Here is an 18,388-nt window from a genome sequence, read left to right on the forward strand (position 1 = left end):
GGTGACAACGCAATCGAACACTCCTGCAGGCTGGTACCCGGATCCCCAGGGCGCCTCCCAGCTGCTCCGCTGGTGGGACGGCGCGCAGTGGACCGACCACACCACGGCGGCCCAGCAGGGCACGCCCGGCCAGCAGGTCCCCTCCCAGGCGGGCCCGGCGGCGCCCGCCCCCGCCCGGGCCGTCGCCGAGCAGGCGCCCTTCGCCGCGCCGCAGCAGGCGGCCCCGGCGGCCGACCCGGCGAAGGTCCAGCGCCAGGTCCAGCAGCAGGCGGGCATCACGCCGACCGCGCAGGGCGGCGGCACCCTGTTCACCGAGCCGGTCCTGGTGGTGAACCAGAAGGCCAAGCTCATCGAGCTGACCAACGAGTACAAGGTCATGGACCAGGGGGGCAACCAGCTCGGCTCGGTCACCCAGGTCGACCAGAGCGCGCTCAAGAAGGTCGCCCGCTTCGTCTCCAGCCTCGATCAGTTCATGACGCACACGCTGGAGATCCGCGACGTCCACGGCCAGCCGCAGCTGCGCCTGACCCGCCCCCGCAAGTTCATGAAGTCGCGGGTCATCGTGGAGCGCCCGGACGGCCAGCAGGTCGGCGAGATCGTCCAGCAGAACGTCTTCGGGAAGATCAACTTCGCGATGATGGCCAACGGCCAGCAGGTCGGCGCCATCAAGGCGGAGAACTGGCGCGCCTGGAACTTCTCGATCGTCGACCACACCGACAACGAGGTGGCCCGGATCACCAAGACCTGGGAAGGCCTCGCCAAGACGATGTTCACGACGGCGGACAACTACGTCCTCCAGATCCACTTCCAGCTCCCGGAGCCCCTCCTGAGCCTGGTGGTGGCGACGGCGCTGACCGTCGACACGGCCCTCAAGCAGGACTCGCGCGGCCTCGGCTGACGAGCGCCCGTCCACGTACGCACGGAACCACGTACGCACGGAACCACGTACGCACGGAAGCGGCCGCACTCCCCTGGAGGGAGCGCGGCCGCTTCCGTATGTACTGGGGGCGTTAGCCGCGCCGTACGGACAGTGCCTTCGCGGGCGGTGCCTCCGCGGGCTCCGGCTGGCCCGGGATCGACGGCAGCGATCCGGCGACGGGCGCGGGGGACCGCGGCGACCGGGTCAGGAGCACCACCCCGTACGCGGCGAGCGCCGCACCCGCCACCGCGAGGAGGACCCCGCCCGCGCCGCCCCGCAGCCGCTCGCCGAGCAGCGCGACGCCGATCGCGGACGCGGCCACCGGATTGGCGAGCGTGACCACGGCCAGCGGGGCGCCCAGGCCGCCGCGGTACGCCGTCTGCGACAGGAAGAGACCGCCCACGGCGAACGCCGCGACGAGCAGCGCCACGACCACGACCCGCGCGCTGAACAGCGGCCCGGAGGTGTCGGTCGCCGCGACCGTCACGGTCTGCGTGAGCGCGGAGGCGACCCCCGAGGCGAAGCCGGACGCCGTCGCGTGCCGCAGCCCCGGGCGGGCGCCGCGCCGGGAGAGCATCCCGATGACGGCAGCCGTCACCGCGGCGACCGTGACGGCCTCCGGCAGGGTCAGGGTGTCGTCGGGCGCCGGGCCCGAAGCGGTGAGCAGCAGCGCGCCCAGGCCGATCAGGGTGAGCCCCGTGCCGCGCCACTCCAGGCGGGTGACGCGCCGCCCGGCCAGGCGCGCGCCCAGCGGCACGGCGGCGACCAGGGTGAGCGCGCCGAGCGGCTGCACCAGCGTGAGGGGCCCGTACTTGAGGGCCGCGACGTGCAGCAGCGCGGCGGAGGCGTTGAGCCCGACGGACGACCACCAGGCCCCGCTGCCGAGCAGTCGGAGAACCCGGGGCCCGCTGTCCGTGAGGCGCGCGGCCAGGCGCTCCTGGGCCACGGCCGCGGTGGCGTACGCGACGGCCGACACCAGGGAGAGCGCGACGGCCAGCAGGGTGGCGCTCACCGCCCGGCTCCGGAGCCGACGGGTTCGGGGACGACGGGTTCGACAGGTTTGGAGCCGACGGGGACGGGGCCCGGAGCGGGGGCCGGTGCGGGCACGGAGCGGCGTACCACCCGCGAACGCGCCGGGCGCGGCGGCCGGACGACGGCCAGCGCGATCCCCAGGAGCGCGGCGGCCGCGAGCGCGTCGAGCCAGTAGTGGTTGGCGGTTCCGACGATCACCAGGAGCGTGACCAGCGGGTGCAGCAGCCACAGCCAGCGCCAGCGGGAGCCGGTCGCCACGATCAGGCCGATCGCCAGCATCAGGGCCCAGCCGAAGTGCAGCGACGGCATGGCCGCGAACTGGTTGGCCATGGTGTCGGCCGCGGGCTTCGCCGCGTACACGGAAGGCCCGTACACCTGCGCGGTGTCCACGAGGTGGGCCGCGGGCAGCAGCCGGGGCGGCGCGAGCGGGAAGCCGAGGTGCAGCGCGAGCGCGGCGGCGGTGAGCACGGCGAGGACGCGCCGCGCCCACACGTAGTGCCGGGGCCGGCGCAGATACAGCCACAGCAGGAAGAGCAGCGTCGCCGGGAAGTGCACGGCCGCGTAGTAGGTGTTCGCCACCTGGACGAGGCCGTCGCCGTGCAGCAGCGCGTTCTGGACGAGGCCCTCGCCGGGCAGCCGCAGGGTCCGCTCGGCGTCCCAGACGCGGTGCGCGTTGCGGAGCGCCTCGCCGGTGTGGCCGTTCGCGAGCTGCCTGCCGAACTTGTAGACGAGGAAGAGCCCCACGACGAGGAGGAGCTCGCGGACGAGGGGCGGCCGGGCGGCGGCGCGCTCGGCCGCCCCGACCGGCGGTGCGGCGGCTGCCCCCGGCGGCCCCGGGGGTATCCCGGGCTCCCCTGCGGCGGCCTCGGTGCGGGATTCGCGGGCTTCCATGCCCCGGCCCCTTTACGTGACGACTGGGTGGTGCGGTGATGTGGGCACCCCTGAACGCGCACATCGATACGCAAGTGTACCGATACGTCAGTGTACCGATACGGAAGCGTACCGGTACACTGGCGTATCGATAAGGTGGCCACGGCGGGCCGCCCCACCGAGGAGTGAAGAGCCATGACGTCGCGGGAACCGGTACGTGAGCACGGGTGCGGCCAGGCGTCCGCCTCGCGCCGCTCCAAGCTCACGCCCGAGCGCGAGCAGGAGTTCTACGACGCCGTCCTGGAGCAGCTCCGCGAGTGCGGCTACGAGGCCGTGACCATGGAGGGCGTCGCCGCCGCCACCCGGTGCAGCAAGTCCACGCTCTACCGCCAGTGGAAGACGAAGCCCCAGTTCGTGGCCGCCGCGCTGCGCGCCAACCGCTGTGTGCGGTTCGCGGGCATCGACACCGGCTCGGTCGCCGGTGACCTGCGGGAGGCGGCGCGCTCGGCCGCGGCCTGGAGCGAGCGCGACACGATGCTGGTGCAGGCGCTGAGCCACGCCGTCCAGCAGGACGAGGACCTCCAGCGGGCGCTGCGCGAGGCGCTCGTGGAGCCGGAGGTGCAGGCGATCGACGCCATCGTCCGGCGGGGCGTCGACCGCGGCGAGCTGCCCGCGGACCATCCGGCGACGGAGTTCGTGGCCGCGCAGCTCTTCGGCGTGCTGCGGGTGCGGCCGATGCTGGAGGGCAAGAACGCGGACGCGGAGTATCTGACGCGGTTCGTGGACGCGGTGCTGCTGCCCGTCCTCGGTCTCGCGGGCGGCGCCGCCGCCGACTGAAGCGTGGGCCCGGGGCCGGGGGATGACCGGACCGGGGCCCGCCCGCGCCGCACCGTGGGGACGGGGGCGGCGCGCCACCACCGCCGGGCGGGCCGAGCGTGCTCGGCCCGCCCGGCGGTGGTTCCGGCCACCGGCGCGCCCGCGAGGGCCGTCGCCGTCGGTCCCCCGGCGGGGCGGTCCTACCGCTCCCGGCCGTTCGCGGGGGCCTGGACCTGCTGTCCGTCGCCGCCCCCGCCGCCGCGGGCCTTCTTGATGCCCTTGGTGATCTCGTCCATGGACGACAGGGGCGGTGCGTCGTCGTGGATGTCGATGCCGAAGCGGACGAGGACCATCGTCATCTCGTCGGCCGGGGACTTGAACGCGAGCGACTGGACGTAGCCGTCGGGGCCCTTGCGCGCGTCGACCTTCCAGCGGACCAGATAGCCCTTCTGCCCGGCCACCGTGACCGCCTTCGAGGCGAGCTGGTCGTGCGACTTGGGGGCGCCGCCGTAGATCGCGCCGCCGTAGGACTCTGCGGCGTTCTTCTTGATGTCGGCCTTGGCCGCGGCCTCCGGCGTCGACGCGGTGATCTTCATGCGGACCGCGGGCGTGGAGAAGGCGCCGCCGCGCACGCACTGTTTGGCGGAGTCGCCGGGGCAGGGGTACTTGCCGGTCGTCACGCCCGCGCCGGAGCCGCTCGACTGGCCCTCCCAGCCGTCGGGGACGGGCATGCTGATGCCGCTCGCGCCGTCGGTGGCGTACCCCTTCTCGGTCCGGGGTCCGTCGGACGGTCCGGACGGCCCTGGCGACGGCGAGTCCTCGGGCCGCTCGCCCTTGCCGTCGTCCTCCGGGCCGGGCTTCGAGGACGCGGACGGGGCCGGGGCCTTGGCGCCGTCCTTGTCGTCGTCGCCGTCGGCGGTCAGCGCGTAGACCCCGCCGCCGATGCCCGCGAGCACCGCGAGGGCGATGACCACGCCTATCGCCGTACGTATGCGGCGGCGCGGCGGGCCCGGCGGCTGCTGGGGGTAGCCGGGGGCCGGGGGGCCGGGGACGGAGTAGCCGGGGGTGGGGAAGCCGCCCCCGCCCGGCGCACGGACGTGATCCGTCCACGTGTTCCCGTCCCACCACCGCTCGGACGGCGGGGCGCCAGGGGTCTGCCCGGGGTCCGGATACCAGCCGGGAGGAGTCGCGTGCGTCATGGGCGTCAGCGTATGGGCCCCGCCTGAAAGCCCGATGAGAGGGGGGCCGCCGGATCGGGCCAACTCCGGCCGGGCGAAGGGGATTCGCCCCTGTCGCACGCATATGCCCGGGGTGGGCGGGAGGCGGTGGCCGGAGTGCTTCCCTTTGGCGGTGCGGTGCTTGGCCGTGCCGTGCCGTGCGGTGGCCGGGGCTACCGGGCCGGTGCGCGAGCGGCTGCCGCCGGTCTCTGGCCGCCGCGGGGCCGCTGCCCGCTGCCGGTCCCTGCCACGGGCCGCTGCCCGCTGCGGTCTCCGTCGCGGTGTGGTGCGAGCGCCCGTTGCGGGTTTCAGGCCGTCACGGGGCTCTGTCCGTCGCCGGCTTCCGCCCGTCCCCGGGCCCGGCCGCGGTGTGGTGGCCGGGGCTCAGGGGGGCGTACGAGAGGCCGCCGCGGGTCTCTGTCCGTCGCCCGGCCCCGCCCCGCGTGCGCCTGGCCGTTCAGCGCGTGTGGCCGTTCACCACGAGGCGTGTCGGTGCGCCCGCCTCCGTGGGGGCCGGCAGACGGAAGCCCGCGCGGCCCGGGGTGAGGGAGCCGAGCACGCTCGGGTGCCGGGCTCCGGTGCTCGTCGCCACCGTGCCGGGCAGGCCGTGGGCCGTCAGGAAGCCCAGGACGGCGAAGGCGTACGCCTCCTTGGCCGCCGAGGGGAGGCCGAGGTCGTCGGAGCCGCGGACCGGCACGGCCGTGCCCAGCTCGGAGCGGAGCATCGCCATGAGCGTGGGGTTGCGGACCCCGCCGCCGGAGGCGATGACCTCCGTGGCACCGGTCGTGCGCACCGCGTCGGCGACCGTCACGGCCGTGAGCCGCGTCAGCGTCGCCACCACGTCCTCGGCGCCCAGCGGTCCGAGGCCCGCCAGGGCCTCGCGCAGATACGCCGGATGGAACAGCTCCTTGCCCGTCGTCTTGGGCGCGGGCAGCGCGTAGTACGGCTCGGCGAGCAGCCGGGCGAGGAGGCCCTCGTGCACGGTGCCGCGCGCGGCGAGCTCCCCGTCCCTGTCGAAGGGCAGATGGGCCGCGCGGCCCTGCGGCGTGAGCTCCCGCACCGCCGCGTCGATCAGCGCGTTGGCCGGGCCCGTGTCGAAGGCGGTGCCGTCGGGGGCGGTGATGTTGGCGATGCCGCCCAGGTTCAGCGCCACGGGGGTGCCCGGCCTGCCGCGCAGCCACATCTGGTCGACCAGGCTCACCAGGGGCGCGCCCTGGCCGCCCGCGGCCACGTCGCGCGGGCGGAAGTCCGCGACCACGCAGAGCCCCGTGGCCTCCGCGATCCACGCGGGCTGCCCGATCTGCAGGGTGCCGCGCACCCGGCCGTCCGCCACCCAGTGGTAGACGGTCTGGCCGTGCGAGGCCACCAACTCGGCGCGGCCGTCGCACAGCTCCCGGTCCGCCTCCACGGCCGCCGCGGCGAAGGCCTGCCCGATGAGCGTGTCGAGGCGGCAGACGTCGGCCAGGCTGGTGGTCGCCGGGGGCAGGGCGGTGGCCAGGGCCGAGCGGAGCGCGTCGTCGTAGCCGCGGCTGATGAGGCCCAGGGGGGTCATGACGAGGCGGTCGCCGTCGAGGGCGAGGTCGACGGCGCCGGCGTCGATGGCGTCGTAGGAGGTGCCGGACATCAGGCCGATCACACGCACGCGAAGTCTCCTCTTTCCGGTTCGGCCAGCCCGTGCGCCGGGCCCGGGTCCCTCCCACTATGCCCGCACCTCACGGGGCCCCATCGAGCCGCCCTGGCCCGCCAGGCTCAATTCCCCCCACTCACCCGCCCTTTCCGCCCGCCTCCGTGCCCGCGCACAACCTCAGGGCAGCCATGCCTTCCCTGACCGCCCGCCCGTTTCGCGGCGCCGCCGCGCCCGCCCCGCCGCGGCGCCGACGCACGCGTCCCGCGCCGCCGGACCGGCTTGAATTCCCCCGCGCGTCCGGGACCGCCCCGCGCCGCCGCGTGCCCCCTTTCGCCGCGCCGGTGCGCCTGTCGGAGGCCGTGAGGGAGTCAGGGCGGCGGGGGCACGACCCGGGCGCGCCACTGGCCGGGACCTCCCCAAGCGCCGCGCAGGGCACGGGCCTTGAGGAGCCAGAGGGATATGTCGTACTCGGCGGTGTACCCGATGGCGCCGTGCAGTTGGAGCGCGGCCCGCGCCGAGCGGTACGCGGACTCGGCCGCGCAGACCTTGGCGGCGGCCACGTCCCCCCAGGCCTCCTCCGCGCCGAGCGACACCGCGGCTCCGAACACCAGGGGCCGCGCGAACTCGAGCCCCACGAGCACCTCGGCGAGGCGGTGCTTGACGGCCTGGAAGGACCCGACCGGCACCCCGAACTGCGTCCGCTGCCGCACATGGGCCACCGTGCGGTCGAGCAGCGCGCACCCCACGCCGAGGCACTGCGCCGCGGTGGTGAGCGCCGCCCAGCGCAGGGCCCATCGCGCCGCCTCCTCCACCGCGGGCCCGGACGCGAGCACCTCCCCGCCGGGCAGCGGCCGCGCGAGCCGCCGCGCCGGGTCGAGGGAGGCCCGCACGCGCGCGTGCCCGGGGGCGAGCCGCAGCCGCCCGGCGTCGACGGCCAGGAGGAGACCGGCGGCGTCCGCGTCGAGGACGTACGGCCCGGTGCCGGCGAGGGCGAGGGTCGCCCGCGCCTCGCCCGTCACCAGGGACGGAAGGAGCCGCTTCGCGGGCCCCGGCACGCCGAGTTCGGCGAGGCGGGAGAGGAGCGCGGCCGCGGCCACGGTCTCGACCAGCGGCCCGGGGACGGCGTGCCGCCCCAGCTCCACGAAGGCGACGGCGGTGTCGACGGGCAACTGCCCCACGCCCTCGAACTCCTCGGCCGCCGCGAGGGCGAACACCCCCGCGTCCGCGAGGCGTCGCCACACCGCGGCCCCCGGCGCGTGGTCCCCGGCGGCCCAGGCCCGCGCCACCGCGGGGGTGTCCGCGGCCTTCAGCGCGCCGTCGAGACTCCGGGCGAACGCCCGCTGCTCGTCGTCCAGAAGGAACCTCATCAGCGCCGCCCCTTGGGGAGGCCGAGCAGGCGCTCGGCGATGATGTCGCGCTGGATCTCGTTCGTCCCCGCGTAGATGGGGCCTGCGAGGGAGAAGACGTACCCCTCCGTCCAGGGCGCGGGGTCGGGGGCGTCCGGGGCGGGGCCGGGGCGCTCACCGGTGTCCGTCAACTCCCCGTCCGCGCCCAGGAGGTCGAGGGCCGCCTCGTGCACCGCGATGTCGTACTCCGACCAGAAGACCTTGTTCAGGCTGGAGTGCGCGCCGAGCTTCTCGCCCGCTTCCGCCCGCGAGGCGTGGGCCCAGGTGAAGAGCTGGTAAGCGCGGGCGCCGATCACCGCGTCCGCCACCCGGTCGCGCAGCGCCGTGTCGGCGGGGTCGCCGTGGGCGTGCCAGAGCCGGACGAGGCGGTCGGCGGTGGCGAGGAAGCGGCCGGGGGAGCGCAGGGCCAGACCGCGCTCGTCGCCGGTGGCCGCCATGGCGATGCGCCAGCCGTCGCCGGGGGCGCCGATCACGTCCTCCTCGGGGATGAACACGTCGTCCAGGAAGACCTCGGCGAAGGCGGGCTTGCCGTCGAGGCGGCCGATGGGGCGGATGGTGACGCCGGGCGCGTCGAGCGGGAACATGACGTACGTGAGCCCCTGGTGCGGCCGCTCCGCGCGCGGGTCGCTGCGGAACAGGCCGAAGGCGCGGTCGGCGAAGGCGGCCCGCGACGACCACGTCTTCTGCCCGCTCAGGCGCCAGCCGCCGGGCGCGGTCCTGGCCGTGGAGCGCAGCGCCGCGAGGTCGGACCCGGCCTCCGGCTCCGACCAGGCCTGGGCCCAGACGACCTCGCCGCGCGCCATCGGCGGGAGGACCCGGGCGCGCTGCTGAGGGGTGCCGTGGTCGAAGAGGGTGGGGGCCAGGAGGCTGATGCCGTTCTGCGAGACGCGGCCAGGGGCGCCCGCCGCGTAGTACTCCTCCTCGAAGAGGAGCCACTTGACGAGGTCGGCGCCCTGTCCGCCGAACTCCTCGGGCCAGGACACCACCGACCAGCGGTCCGCCGCCAGCGTGCCCTCCCAGGCGCGATGGGCGGCGAAGCCCTCCGCGGTCTCCAGGGACGGCAGCGGAGCGCGGGGGACGTGCGCGGCGAGCCAGGCCCGGGCCCGCAGTCTGAACTCCTCTTCCTCCGGGGTGAAGTCGAGGTCCATCGCCCTGCTCCCGTCTCTGGCCCGCCCGTCCGCTCTTCCCTAACAAGTGTTTGGTAGATTATCGTGGGAGCGGTCAGCCGTCGAGCACTCGATCGGGGGAATCGCCCATGGCAGCGCCGCCGTACGAGCCGGGGCACGGTCTGCTCACCGGCCGCTCCGCCGTCGTCACCGCCGCGGCCGGCGCGGGCATCGGCGCGGCCACCGCCCGCCGCTTCCTGGAAGAGGGGGCCCGCGTCGTCATCGGCGACGCGCACGCCCGCCGCACCAAGGAGGCGGCGGCCGCGCTCGCGGACGAGTTCGGCCCCGACCGTGTCGACGGCCTCCGCTGCGACGTCACCGACGAGTCCGACGTGACCGCCCTCCTCGACCTCGCCGAGCGGCGCCACGGAACCCTGGACATCGTGGTGAACAACGCGGGCCTGGGGGGCACCGCCGTCCTCACGGACATGACCGACGACATGTGGCACAAGGTCGTCGACACCACCCTGACCGGCACGTTCCGCTGCACCCGCGCCGCCCTGCGCCGCCTGCGCGCCACCGGCACCGGCGGCGTCGTGGTGAACAACGCCTCGGTGCTCGGCTGGCGCGCCCAGGAGGGCCAGGCGCACTACGCCGCGGCCAAGGCGGGCGTCATGGCCCTCACCCGCTGCGCCGCCCTGGAGGCCGCCCCGCACGGCATCCGGGTCAACGCGGTCGCGCCGAGCCTCGCCCTGCACCCCCACCTCGCCAAGGTCACCACCGCCGACGTGCTCGACGAGCTCACCGCGCGCGAGGCCTTCGGGCGGCCCGCCGAGCCCTGGGAGATAGCCAACGTCATCGTCTTCCTCGCCAGCGGCTACTCCTCGTACATGACGGGCGAGACGGTCTCCGTCAGCAGCCAGCACCCCTAGGCGGAGAATGAGCCCGTGCCGACCCAGAAACAGCCGACCCAGAGCCCCGTCGCGTCCCCCGTGGCCCGGAAGCAGAAGAAGCCCCCGGTGCCGCCCTCGCCCGAGCGCCGCGCCGAACTCCTCGGCATCGCCGCGGAGGTCTTCGCCGAGCAGGGGTACAACGCCACGACCGTCCGCAAGATCGCGGACGCCGCGGGCATGCTCGCGGGCAGCCTCTACTACCACTTCGACTCCAAGGAGTCGATGCTCGAAGAGATCCTGCGGACGTTCCTGACGGAGCTGTGGGACGGGTACGACGCGGTCCTGGCCGCGCCGCTCGGCCCCCGCGAGACCCTGGAGGCCCTCGTCACCGAGTCCTTCCGGGAGATCGACCGGCACCGCGCGGCCGTCGCGATCTACCAGAAGGAGTCCCGCCACCTGGTCACCCAGACCCGCTTCGAGTACCTCCTGGAGTCCCAGCGGCGCTTCGAGAAGACCTGGCTCACCACGCTCGAACGGGGTGTCGCCGACGGCGCCTTCCGCGCCGACCTGGACGTCCGCCTCACCTACCGGTTCGTGCGCGACACCGTCTGGGTCGCCGCGTCCTGGTACCGGCCGGGCGGCGGCCACAGCCCCGAGGAGATCGCCCGCCAGTACCTGTCGATGGTCCTGGACGGCATCGCCGTCCGCGCCTAGCCCCGCGCCGCCGCGCGGCGCCCGTCACGCGAGGAGTACGCAGCCATGGCCGAGGCCTTCATCGTCGAGGCGGTCCGCACGCCCGTCGGCAAGCGCGGCGGCGGCCTCGCCGCCGCGCACCCCGCCGACCTCGGTGCCCATGTGCTCACCGCGCTCATGGAGCGCAGCGGCGTCGACCCCGCCGCCGTCGACGACGTCGTCTTCGGCTGTCTCGACGCGGTCGGGCCGCAGGCCGGGGACATCGCCCGCACCAGCTGGCTCGCGGCCGGGCTCCCCGAGGAGGTGCCCGGAGTGACCGTCGACCGGCAGTGCGGATCGTCCCAGCAGGCCCTGCACTTCGCCGCACAGGCGGTCCTCTCCGGCACCCAGGACCTCGTCGTCGCGGGCGGCACGCAGAACATGTCGATGGTCCCCATCGCCTTCGCGTCCCGGCAGGCGGCAGAGCCCCTCGGGCTCACCGAGGGCCCCTTCGCGGGCAGCGAGGGCTGGCGCGCCCGCTACGGGAACCGGCCCGTCAACCAGTTCCACGGCGCCCAGCTCATCGCCGACAAGTGGGGCATATCCCGCCAGGACATGGAGGAGTTCGCGCTCCGCTCCCACCGGCGCGCCCTGCGCGCCCTCGACGAGGGCCGCTTCGGCCGCGAGACCGTGGCCTATGGAGACGTCGTCGCCGACGAGGGCCCGCGCCGCGACACGACCCCGGAGAAGATGGCGTCCCTCGCCCCCGTCATGGAGGGCGGCAGCATCACCGCCGCCTGCTCCTCCCAGGTCTCCGACGGCGCCGCCGCCCTGCTCATCGCCGGTGAACGGGCGGTGCGGGACCACGGGTTGACCCCCCGCGCCCGCGTCCACCACCTCTCCGCGCGGGGCGAGGACCCGATCCGCATGCTCTCCGCCCCCATACCGGCCACCGCGCACGCCCTGAAGAAGACCGGCATGACGCTCGACGCCATCGATCTCGTCGAGATCAACGAGGCGTTCGCGCCCGTCGTGCTCGCCTGGCTGCGGGAGACCGGCGCCGACCCGGAGAGGGTCAACGTCAACGGCGGCGCCATCGCCCTGGGTCACCCCCTCGGCGCCACCGGTGCCCGCCTGATGACGACGCTCCTGCACGAACTGGAGCGCACCGGCGGCCGGTTCGGCCTCCAGACGATGTGCGAAGGAGGTGGCCAGGCCAACGTCACCGTCATCGAACGGCTGTGACCGCGCCGCCCGCCGACGCGCGCCGTCCCGGGCGCCGCCCCGGCGCGCCGCACCCGTACCCCGCAGGTGGCCTGGCATATGACCGTGTGTCACCCGTGCGGGAGGAGCTGGCCGGACCACGCTCCGCGGCGGCCCCGGCCCGGCTAGTCTCAAGTTCTGTACGTCGATTGAGCGACCCCGGGAGGTAGCGCGATGACGCAGGGACGGCCCGGAGGTGGCACCTGGGCCCCGCTGTGGGAGCGCGACGAGGAAATCGGCGCGGCCGAGCGGGCCGTGTCCGGACTGTGCTCGGACATGACGACCGAGGGCGGCCTGCTCGTCTTCAGCGGTGAGGCCGGACTCGGCAAGACCGCGCTCATGGCCGAAGTGCGTCGCATCGCCCACGGCCGGGCCACCGTATGGGCGGCACGCGGCGGCCCCACCCTCAAAACCGTGCCCTTCAACGTCGTACGACAGCTCCTCCAGCCCGCCCTCGTGGCCCTCACCCCCGACGAGGCCCGTGAGTACCTCGGCGACTGGTACGAGATCGCGGGGCCCGCCCTCGGCATAGCCGAGCCCGGTGGCGGCAGGCCCGAGCCGCAGGCCGTGTGCGACGGCCTGAGCGCGGTGGTCTCCCGCCTCGCCCACCTCCACTGGCCGCTGGTGCTGCTCGTCGACGACGCGCACTGGGCGGACCAGGAGACGCTGCACTGGCTCGCCGCGTTCGCCGAGCGCCTGGACGACCTGCCGGTGCTCGTCGTGGTCGCCTACCGCCCCGGCGAGGCCGAGGGCGACAGCGTCCGCCACCTCGCGCGCATCGGCGCCGCCGCCCGCCCGGCGACCCAGCTGCGCAAGCTCACGCCGGACGCCACGGCCGGGCTCACCCGCGCCACGCTCGGCGAGCACGCGGACGGCCCGTTCTGCCGCGAGGTCTGGGCCGTCACCGACGGCAATCCGTACGAGTCCGTGGAGCTCCTCGCCAAGGTGCAGGACTGCGAGCTCGAACCGGTGGAGGGCTCGGCCGCCGAACTGCGCGCCCTGAACCGCTCCGCCCGCGGCCGCGGCCTCGTCGCCCGCCTCGAAGAGCTCGGCACCGACGTCACCCGCTTCGCCTGGGCCGCCGCGATCCTCGGCTCCGCGATCTCCGTCGACCTCGCCGCGTCCCTCGCCGGACTGCGCAGGGACGCGGCCGAGCGGTGCGCCGAGCGGCTGCGCACCGCCCGGATCGTGACCGGCGGCGAAGAGGGCCTGGAGTTCGTGCACCCGCTGATCGCCCACGCCGTCTACCACTCCATCCCGCCCGCCACCCGCACCGCGATGCACGGCCAGGCCGCCTGGGCGGTCACCCGCTCCGGGCGCGGCGCCGCCGCGGCCTCCCGGCACCTGCTCGAAGTCATCCCGGACGACGATCCCGAACTCGTCGAGCAGCTGCGCGAGGCCGCCACCGAGCACCTCGCGGTCGGCGCGCCCGACGCCGCCCGGCGCTGTCTGGAGCGGGCCCTGCGCGAGCCGCCCCGGCCCGACGTACACGCCCGCGTGCTCTACGAACTCGGCTGCGCCACCCTGCTCACCTCGCCCGTCACCACCATCGGGCACCTGCGCGAGGCCCTGTCGACGAGCGGCCTGAGCCAGGAGCTGCGCGTCGACGCCGTGTGCCGCCTCTCGCAGGCCCTCGTGCACAACGACCAGCTCGGCGACGGCCTGCGCGCCATCACCGAGGAGGCCGCCCGGCTGCCCGCGGGCACCGACCGGCTCCGCCTCCAGGCCGTGCACTTCATGTGGGAGGGCATCCACGCGGGCGAGGAGGACGCACCGGGGCGCTCGCGCAGGCTCGCCGCCCTCGCCGGACCCCTCGCCGGGCGCGACAACGCCGAGCGCGCCCTGCTCATCCTGCGCGCCTTCGACGCGATGACACGCGGTGAGAACGCCGAAGAGGTCGTCGAGCTCTGCGACCGCGCCCTCGTCAACGGCCGCCTCGCGCCCGGGCTCGGCTGGACCGACGCCGAGTGGAGCTTCGAACTGCGCCTGATGCTCGGCGGTTCGTACGCCTTCGCCGACCGGCTCGACCGCGCCGAGAGCCTGTTCACCGAGGCCGTCAAGGCGTACGAGACGGCGGGCTGGAGCGGCGGCCACCTCGCGCTCGCGCACGCCTTCCTCGGCTATGTGTACCGCAGGCGCGGGCGGCTCAGGGACGCCGAGAAGTCGCTGCGCGAGAGCCTGCGGCTCGCCGACCGCGTGGGCCAGGGCGGGCTCCCGATGCACTGGGAGGCGGCCAGCATGCTCATCGACACGCTGCTCGCCCGCGGCCACGCCGAACAGGCCAGCGCCGTCGCCGACCGCTACGGCTTCGCGCCGCCCAACGCCTCCACGATCTACGTCCCCGACGCGATGTCCGTCCGCGGCAGGCTCCTGCTCGCCCTCGGCCGCCGGGAGGAGGGCCTCAACGAACTGGAGGCCACCGCCAAGGCGCTGACCGCGCGCGGCCAGTACAACACGGTGCTCGCGCCGTGGGCGTACGACCTGGCGCGGGCGCTCGCCGACGAGGATCCGCGGCGCGCCGCCGACGTGGTCGCCGACGCGCGCGTGCAGGCCGAGCGGTTCGGCACGGACACGGCGATCGGCGAGGCGCTCCGGTGTGAGGCCGCGCTGGCCTCGGGACCGCGCTCCGTGACGCTCTACGCGAAGGCCGTGGCGTATCTGGAGGCCTCGCCCTGCGCGTACGAACACGCGGTCGCGCGCGTGGAGTACGGGGTCGCCTCGGGCAGCGTGGCGGAGCTGGAGCGCGGGCTCGCGCTGGCGCGCAGCTGCGGGGCCGATGGGCTGGCCGACCGGGCCGAGCGGTTCCTCGCGGCGGTCTAGCGCTTCACGGGGCCGCGGCCGGCACACGGGTCGGGGCCGGGGCCGGAGTTGATCGGCCTCCGGCCTCGACCTCGAACGCCGGACGGGCTCGACGGGCTCGACGGGCTGGAACCCGTCCCTGTCGGTCGGCACAGCGGCTAAGGCCCTTCCAGGCGCTTCAGCGTCTCCTCGGCCTCCCCCATGATCCTCCCGATCAGCTCCTCGCAGGTCGGGACGTCGTCCAGGACGCCTGCCACCTGGCCCGCGGCCATGATGCCGCGGTCCGGGTCGCCGTCCACCATGGCCGACTTGAGGAGCATGGGGGTGTTCGCGGCGAGCAGGGCCTGGGACCAGGTCAGCCGCTTGGCGCGCTGCAGGGCCCGGCCGTCGCGGGCCAGATCGGGCCAGCTCAGGCCCGACATCCGGCGGAACGCCGCCGCGTGGCGCAGCGCGCGCAGCAGCGTCGCGGCGCGGCCGGAGCGCTCCAGGGACGTCACCAGGTCCGTGCGGAGCATCCGGTGCGGGAGGCCGTCCACGCGCGAGGTCAGCGTGACGTCCTTGACCGTGGCCGCGAGATAGCGGGCCTTCACGGCGTCCGGGACGGGGGACTCCGCGGTGAGGAGGAAGCGGGTGCCCATGGCCACGCCCGCCGCGCCGAAGGCCAGGGCGGCGACCAGGCCCCGGCCGTCGTGGAAGCCGCCCGCCGCCACGACGGGGATGTCGACGGCGTCCACGACCTGCGGCAGGAGCACGGTCGTGGCCACGTCACCGGTGTGGCCGCCGCCCTCGCCGCCCTGGACGACGACCGCGTCCGCGCCCCACGCCGCCACCTTCTCGGCGTGTCTGCGGGCGCCCACGGACGGCATCACGACGACTCCGGCCGCCTTGAGCTCCCCGATGAGGGCCTCGGACGGGGCCAGGGCGAAGGACGCGACCCGTACGCCCTCGGCGATGAGGAGCCGGACGCGGTCGCGCGCGTCGGCCGCGTCCGCGCGGAGGTTCACCCCGAACGGGGCGGACGTGCGGGACCTCACCTCCCGTATCGCCGAGCGCAGTCGCTCCAGGGACATCGTGGCGGAGGCCAGGACGCCGAGCGCGCCCGCGTCCGCCGCCGCCGAGACCAGACGCGGGCCCGCGACCCAGCCCATGCCGGTCTGCACGATCGGGTACCGGACGCCGACGAGCCGCGTCAGCGGTGTCTCCAGGAGCGGCGCCGCCGTCATGGGCGGACCTCGCGCTCGCGCAGCCGCGCGGGGTCCAGGACGTCGCGGATCAGCCGCAGTTCGGCCGGTGCGGGCTCGCGGGTGCGGGGCGGCTCGTCGGGGACGGGAAGTGCGAAGGACGTCGCCTCGCGGACCTGCGCCGCCGGCACGCCCGGGTGGACGGACACCAGGCGCATCGAGCGGTCGGGCGTGGCGAAGTCGAAGACGCCCAGGTCCGACACGACGCGGCGCAGGTCGTGGTAGCGGGTCGCGGAAGGGCCCGCCGCGGCGGCGCTGTCGTGGCCGACGCCGCTGACCATGTCGACCTTCTCGACGAACACGCGCCGCGCGTGCTTCGGTATCCAGTAACTGACCGGGTTGTTCAGCGTGTTCACCGGGGCCCCGCGGACTCCGAGGAGCTGCCGGGTGGGGCGGTGCCAGTCGCCTACACAGGAGATGTTCTGGTTGCCGAAGCGGTCGATCTGGCTCGCGCCCATCATCACGTGCCGCCGCCCGCCCATCACCATCGTCAGATGGCGGCGGAACGGCAGCCAGCCCTCCGTCACCGCCGAGGGCTCCCCGAGCGCGGGCACGTCCCCGATGAGCAGGGCCTCGCCGTCCGTGAGCAGCAGGTCCGGGGCGAACGTCAGCTTCGCGAGCCGGGCCGCGAGGGTGGGGACGGTGCCCATGGGGGCGGCCAGGACCTCGCCGTCGCCGCGCCACGCCTCGGCGCAGGCGATCACGCAGTACTCGGCGCGGGTGACGGCGGTCGTGGTGCGCGTCATCGCTGCTCCTTGTGCCAGGTGCGGACGGCCTGTCGGTAGTCCTCCTCGTCGCCGGACAGGAAGCGGTCGTGGAACTCCGCCCAGGCGTCGGGGGCGGCCGCCGCCGTGGCGTAGGCCTTCTGGAAGGGCTCGTCGCGGCCGTAGTCCGGCACGCACGAGGTGAAGTGCGCGCCCCCCGGGGTCTCGGTCACGCCCGTCACGCTGTGCCGCGAGACGAGCAGGGTCTGGGGTGCCGCCTGTGACGTCGGCGCGGGGGAGGCGGCTGTCGGCCCGGGGGAGGCAGGGGAAGCGGTGGGGGCTGGGGAGGCGGTGGACGTGGCCGGAGCGGCGCCGTCCGCAGGGGCGCCGAAGTCGACCAGGCGCTCGCACGACACGTACGCCGCGTCGGCCGCCTCGCAGAACAGGTCGTCGACGTACGGGTCGGGGCCCAGATACTGGCCGTTGCCCCGGCGGTCCGCGCGGTTCAGGTGCACCAGGGCGGCGTCCAGGCGCAGGGCCGGGACGGCGACGAGCTCCTCCCCGTCCCCGTACGGCGACGTGACCGTGCGCAGCTGGGGGTTGACCCGCAGGACGTCCGAGCCGAGACCGGCGCGCACGGGCAGGAACGGCAGGCGCTGGGCGGCGGCGGTGAGACCTTGCAGGAACATCGCCTCGTCCAGCTCGACGAGGTCGAGGCCGCCCCGCTCGCGGGCCGCCCGGAAGTGCGGCTCCAGGGGGATCGAGTCGAGCGTCACGAAGGCCGTGACCAGCTTGCGGATCCTCCCGGCGGCGAGGAGCAGGCCGACGTCCGGGCCGCCGTACGCCACGACGGTCAGGTCGGTGACGTCCGAGCGCAGCAGGGCCCGGACCAGGGCCATCGGCTTGCGGCGCGAGCCCCAGCCGCCGATGCCGAGCGTCATCCCGCTCTCCAGGCGCCCCACGACGTCCTCGGGAGCCATGGTCTTGTCCCGGCCGCCCCGGGCCCGAGGGGTGTCTGCCGGATCGCTCATGCCGTGTCCTCCCCGGCCGGTACGGAGCTGTCGGGCGGCACGGAGGGCGCGCCGAAGCCTTCGCGGACGCGGGCGGCCACGCCGCTCAGGCTCGCCTCGAAGGTGAAGCCCTGCTCGAAGCGGTAGCTGCGGCGCACGTCCACCGGGTCGATGCCGTTGATCGCGGCCTTGGCCAGGCGCAGCAGCGTGCCGTCCTTGCGGGCGATCTCGCGCGCGAGGGCGAGGGCCGCCGCGCGCAGGTCGGCGCGCGGCACGACCCGCCACACCGAGCCGTGCGCGTGCAGCTCGGCCGCGGTGGCCGTGCGCGACGTGTAGAACAGCGCGCGCATCAGGTGCTGGGGGACCAGACGGGCCAGGTGCGTGGCGGCGCCGAGCGCGCCGCGGTCCAGCTCCGGGAGGCCGAACGTGGCGTCGTCGCTCGCCACGATCGCGTCCGCGTTGCCCACCAGGCCGATGCCGCCGCCCAGGCAGAAGCCCTGGACGGCCGCGACGACCGGGACCGCGCAGTCGTACACCGCCGCGAAGGCCTCCGCGCAGCCGCGGTTGACGCCGAGCAGCGCGCCGTGGCCGGGGTCGCGGCGCAGCTCCTTGATGTCCACGCCCGCGTTGAACCCCCGGCCCTCGGCGGCGAGCAGTACGCAGCGCACGCCGGGGTCGCGGCCCGCGGCGCGCACCGCGTCCGCCAGGGCGAACCACCCGTGCACCGGAAGGGCGTTGACCGGTGCGTAGTCGACGGTGACGACGGCCACGCCCTCCTCGGGGGGCGAAGTGGAGACAGGCATCAGAGGATCC

General features: G+C 75.2%; 16 protein-coding genes. 6 read left to right on the forward strand and 10 right to left on the reverse strand.

Going from position 1 to position 18,388, the window contains the following annotated elements:
* The first annotated feature begins 1 nt into the window (after nucleotide 1).
* Nucleotides 2–898 carry a phospholipid scramblase-related protein gene (locus tag C9F11_RS33010; protein WP_138962692.1) on the forward strand — a complete coding sequence of 299 codons (897 nt, stop codon included), beginning with the start codon at nucleotides 2–4 and terminating at the stop codon, nucleotides 896–898.
* 112 nt (nucleotides 899–1,010) lie between these two features.
* Here C9F11_RS33010 and C9F11_RS33015 read toward each other — a convergent pair whose 3' ends face one another.
* Nucleotides 1,011–1,931 (reverse strand): DMT family transporter, encoded by a 921-nt coding sequence (locus C9F11_RS33015; protein WP_138962693.1) that lies wholly within the window; start codon nucleotides 1,929–1,931, stop codon nucleotides 1,011–1,013.
* Nucleotides 1,928–2,842 carry a phosphatase PAP2 family protein gene (locus C9F11_RS33020; protein WP_138962694.1) on the reverse strand — a complete coding sequence of 305 codons (915 nt, stop codon included), beginning with the start codon at nucleotides 2,840–2,842 and terminating at the stop codon, nucleotides 1,928–1,930. Before C9F11_RS33020 ends, C9F11_RS33015 begins: the two co-directional genes overlap by 4 nt.
* Nucleotides 2,843–3,016: 174 nt before the next feature.
* Here C9F11_RS33020 and C9F11_RS33025 point away from each other — a divergent pair, with 174 nt between their 5' ends.
* Entirely contained in the window at nucleotides 3,017–3,658 is a 642-nt protein-coding gene (locus C9F11_RS33025) for a TetR/AcrR family transcriptional regulator (protein ID WP_138962695.1), read from the forward strand.
* A gap of 179 nt (nucleotides 3,659–3,837) precedes the next feature.
* Here the strand turns inward: C9F11_RS33025 and C9F11_RS33030 are convergent, their stop codons facing one another.
* From C9F11_RS33030 to C9F11_RS33045, 4 genes are all read right to left on the reverse strand, one after another.
* Nucleotides 3,838–4,836 carry a DUF2510 domain-containing protein gene (locus C9F11_RS33030; protein ID WP_138962696.1) on the reverse strand — a complete coding sequence of 333 codons (999 nt, stop codon included), beginning with the start codon at nucleotides 4,834–4,836 and terminating at the stop codon, nucleotides 3,838–3,840.
* A 475-nt stretch (nucleotides 4,837–5,311) separates the two neighbouring features.
* Nucleotides 5,312–6,496, reverse strand: coding sequence for an anhydro-N-acetylmuramic acid kinase (locus C9F11_RS33035; protein ID WP_138962697.1), 1,185 nt, complete (start codon nucleotides 6,494–6,496; stop codon nucleotides 5,312–5,314).
* 353 nt (nucleotides 6,497–6,849) lie between these two features.
* Nucleotides 6,850–7,848: an acyl-CoA dehydrogenase family protein gene (locus tag C9F11_RS33040; RefSeq protein WP_138962698.1), complete on the reverse strand. Its 999-nt coding sequence runs from the start codon at nucleotides 7,846–7,848 to the stop codon at nucleotides 6,850–6,852.
* Nucleotides 7,848–9,035 carry an acyl-CoA dehydrogenase family protein gene (locus tag C9F11_RS33045; RefSeq protein WP_138962699.1) on the reverse strand — a complete coding sequence of 396 codons (1,188 nt, stop codon included), beginning with the start codon at nucleotides 9,033–9,035 and terminating at the stop codon, nucleotides 7,848–7,850. Before C9F11_RS33045 ends, C9F11_RS33040 begins: the two co-directional genes overlap by 1 nt.
* A gap of 107 nt (nucleotides 9,036–9,142) precedes the next feature.
* Between C9F11_RS33045 and C9F11_RS33050 the strand changes: the two genes are divergently transcribed.
* From C9F11_RS33050 to C9F11_RS33065, 4 genes are all read left to right on the forward strand, one after another.
* Nucleotides 9,143–9,925, forward strand: a complete 783-nt coding sequence (locus tag C9F11_RS33050; protein WP_138962700.1) for an SDR family oxidoreductase — start codon at nucleotides 9,143–9,145, stop codon at nucleotides 9,923–9,925.
* A gap of 60 nt (nucleotides 9,926–9,985) precedes the next feature.
* Complete coding sequence (locus C9F11_RS33055) at nucleotides 9,986–10,600, forward strand: TetR/AcrR family transcriptional regulator (protein WP_171076147.1); 615 nt, start codon at nucleotides 9,986–9,988, stop codon at nucleotides 10,598–10,600.
* 45 nt (nucleotides 10,601–10,645) lie between these two features.
* Nucleotides 10,646–11,803: an acetyl-CoA C-acetyltransferase gene (locus tag C9F11_RS33060; protein WP_138962702.1), complete on the forward strand. Its 1,158-nt coding sequence runs from the start codon at nucleotides 10,646–10,648 to the stop codon at nucleotides 11,801–11,803.
* 192 nt (nucleotides 11,804–11,995) lie between these two features.
* On the forward strand, nucleotides 11,996–14,641 hold the full coding sequence (locus C9F11_RS33065) for an AAA family ATPase (RefSeq protein WP_138962703.1): 2,646 nt from the start codon (nucleotides 11,996–11,998) through the stop codon (nucleotides 14,639–14,641).
* A 137-nt stretch (nucleotides 14,642–14,778) separates the two neighbouring features.
* Here C9F11_RS33065 and C9F11_RS33070 read toward each other — a convergent pair whose 3' ends face one another.
* Genes C9F11_RS33070 through C9F11_RS33085 form a run of 4 tightly spaced genes read right to left on the reverse strand, consistent with a single transcriptional unit; the run spans nucleotide 14,779 to nucleotide 18,378 of the window.
* The gene (locus C9F11_RS33070; protein WP_138967296.1) at nucleotides 14,779–15,825 is read right to left on the reverse strand and encodes a nitronate monooxygenase; all 1,047 of its coding nucleotides are present in this window, start codon (nucleotides 15,823–15,825) and stop codon (nucleotides 14,779–14,781) included.
* Nucleotides 15,826–15,839: 14 nt separating this feature from the next.
* Nucleotides 15,840–16,607: a CoA-transferase gene (locus tag C9F11_RS33075; protein WP_138962704.1), complete on the reverse strand. Its 768-nt coding sequence runs from the start codon at nucleotides 16,605–16,607 to the stop codon at nucleotides 15,840–15,842.
* Nucleotides 16,604–17,596, reverse strand: coding sequence for a CoA-transferase (locus C9F11_RS33080; protein ID WP_138962705.1), 993 nt, complete (start codon nucleotides 17,594–17,596; stop codon nucleotides 16,604–16,606). Before C9F11_RS33080 ends, C9F11_RS33075 begins: the two co-directional genes overlap by 4 nt.
* Nucleotides 17,593–18,378, reverse strand: a complete 786-nt coding sequence (locus C9F11_RS33085) for an enoyl-CoA hydratase family protein (protein WP_138962706.1) — start codon at nucleotides 18,376–18,378, stop codon at nucleotides 17,593–17,595. The genes C9F11_RS33080 and C9F11_RS33085 overlap by 4 nt, the downstream gene beginning before the upstream one ends.
* Nucleotides 18,379–18,388 lie beyond the last annotated feature (10 nt).

The sequence above is a fragment of the Streptomyces sp. YIM 121038 genome (assembly GCF_006088715.1).
In the GTDB taxonomy this organism is placed as follows: domain Bacteria; phylum Actinomycetota; class Actinomycetes; order Streptomycetales; family Streptomycetaceae; genus Streptomyces.

Coding starts and splice junctions, on each gene's coding strand:
- C9F11_RS33050 (WP_138962700.1), top strand. CDS start 9,143: ATGGCAGCGCCGCCGTACGAGCCGGGGCACGGTCTGCTCACCGGCCGC.
- C9F11_RS33060 (WP_138962702.1), top strand. CDS start 10,646: ATGGCCGAGGCCTTCATCGTCGAGGCGGTCCGCACGCCCGTCGGCAAG.
- C9F11_RS33025 (WP_138962695.1), top strand. CDS start 3,017: ATGACGTCGCGGGAACCGGTACGTGAGCACGGGTGCGGCCAGGCGTCC.
- C9F11_RS33065 (WP_138962703.1), top strand. CDS start 11,996: ATGACGCAGGGACGGCCCGGAGGTGGCACCTGGGCCCCGCTGTGGGAG.
- C9F11_RS33085 (WP_138962706.1), bottom strand. CDS start 18,378: ATGCCTGTCTCCACTTCGCCCCCCGAGGAGGGCGTGGCCGTCGTCACC.
- C9F11_RS33040 (WP_138962698.1), bottom strand. CDS start 7,848: ATGAGGTTCCTTCTGGACGACGAGCAGCGGGCGTTCGCCCGGAGTCTC.
- C9F11_RS33080 (WP_138962705.1), bottom strand. CDS start 17,596: ATGAGCGATCCGGCAGACACCCCTCGGGCCCGGGGCGGCCGGGACAAG.
- C9F11_RS33075 (WP_138962704.1), bottom strand. CDS start 16,607: ATGACGCGCACCACGACCGCCGTCACCCGCGCCGAGTACTGCGTGATC.
- C9F11_RS33020 (WP_138962694.1), bottom strand. CDS start 2,842: ATGGAAGCCCGCGAATCCCGCACCGAGGCCGCCGCAGGGGAGCCCGGG.
- C9F11_RS33030 (WP_138962696.1), bottom strand. CDS start 4,836: ATGACGCACGCGACTCCTCCCGGCTGGTATCCGGACCCCGGGCAGACC.
- C9F11_RS33045 (WP_138962699.1), bottom strand. CDS start 9,035: ATGGACCTCGACTTCACCCCGGAGGAAGAGGAGTTCAGACTGCGGGCC.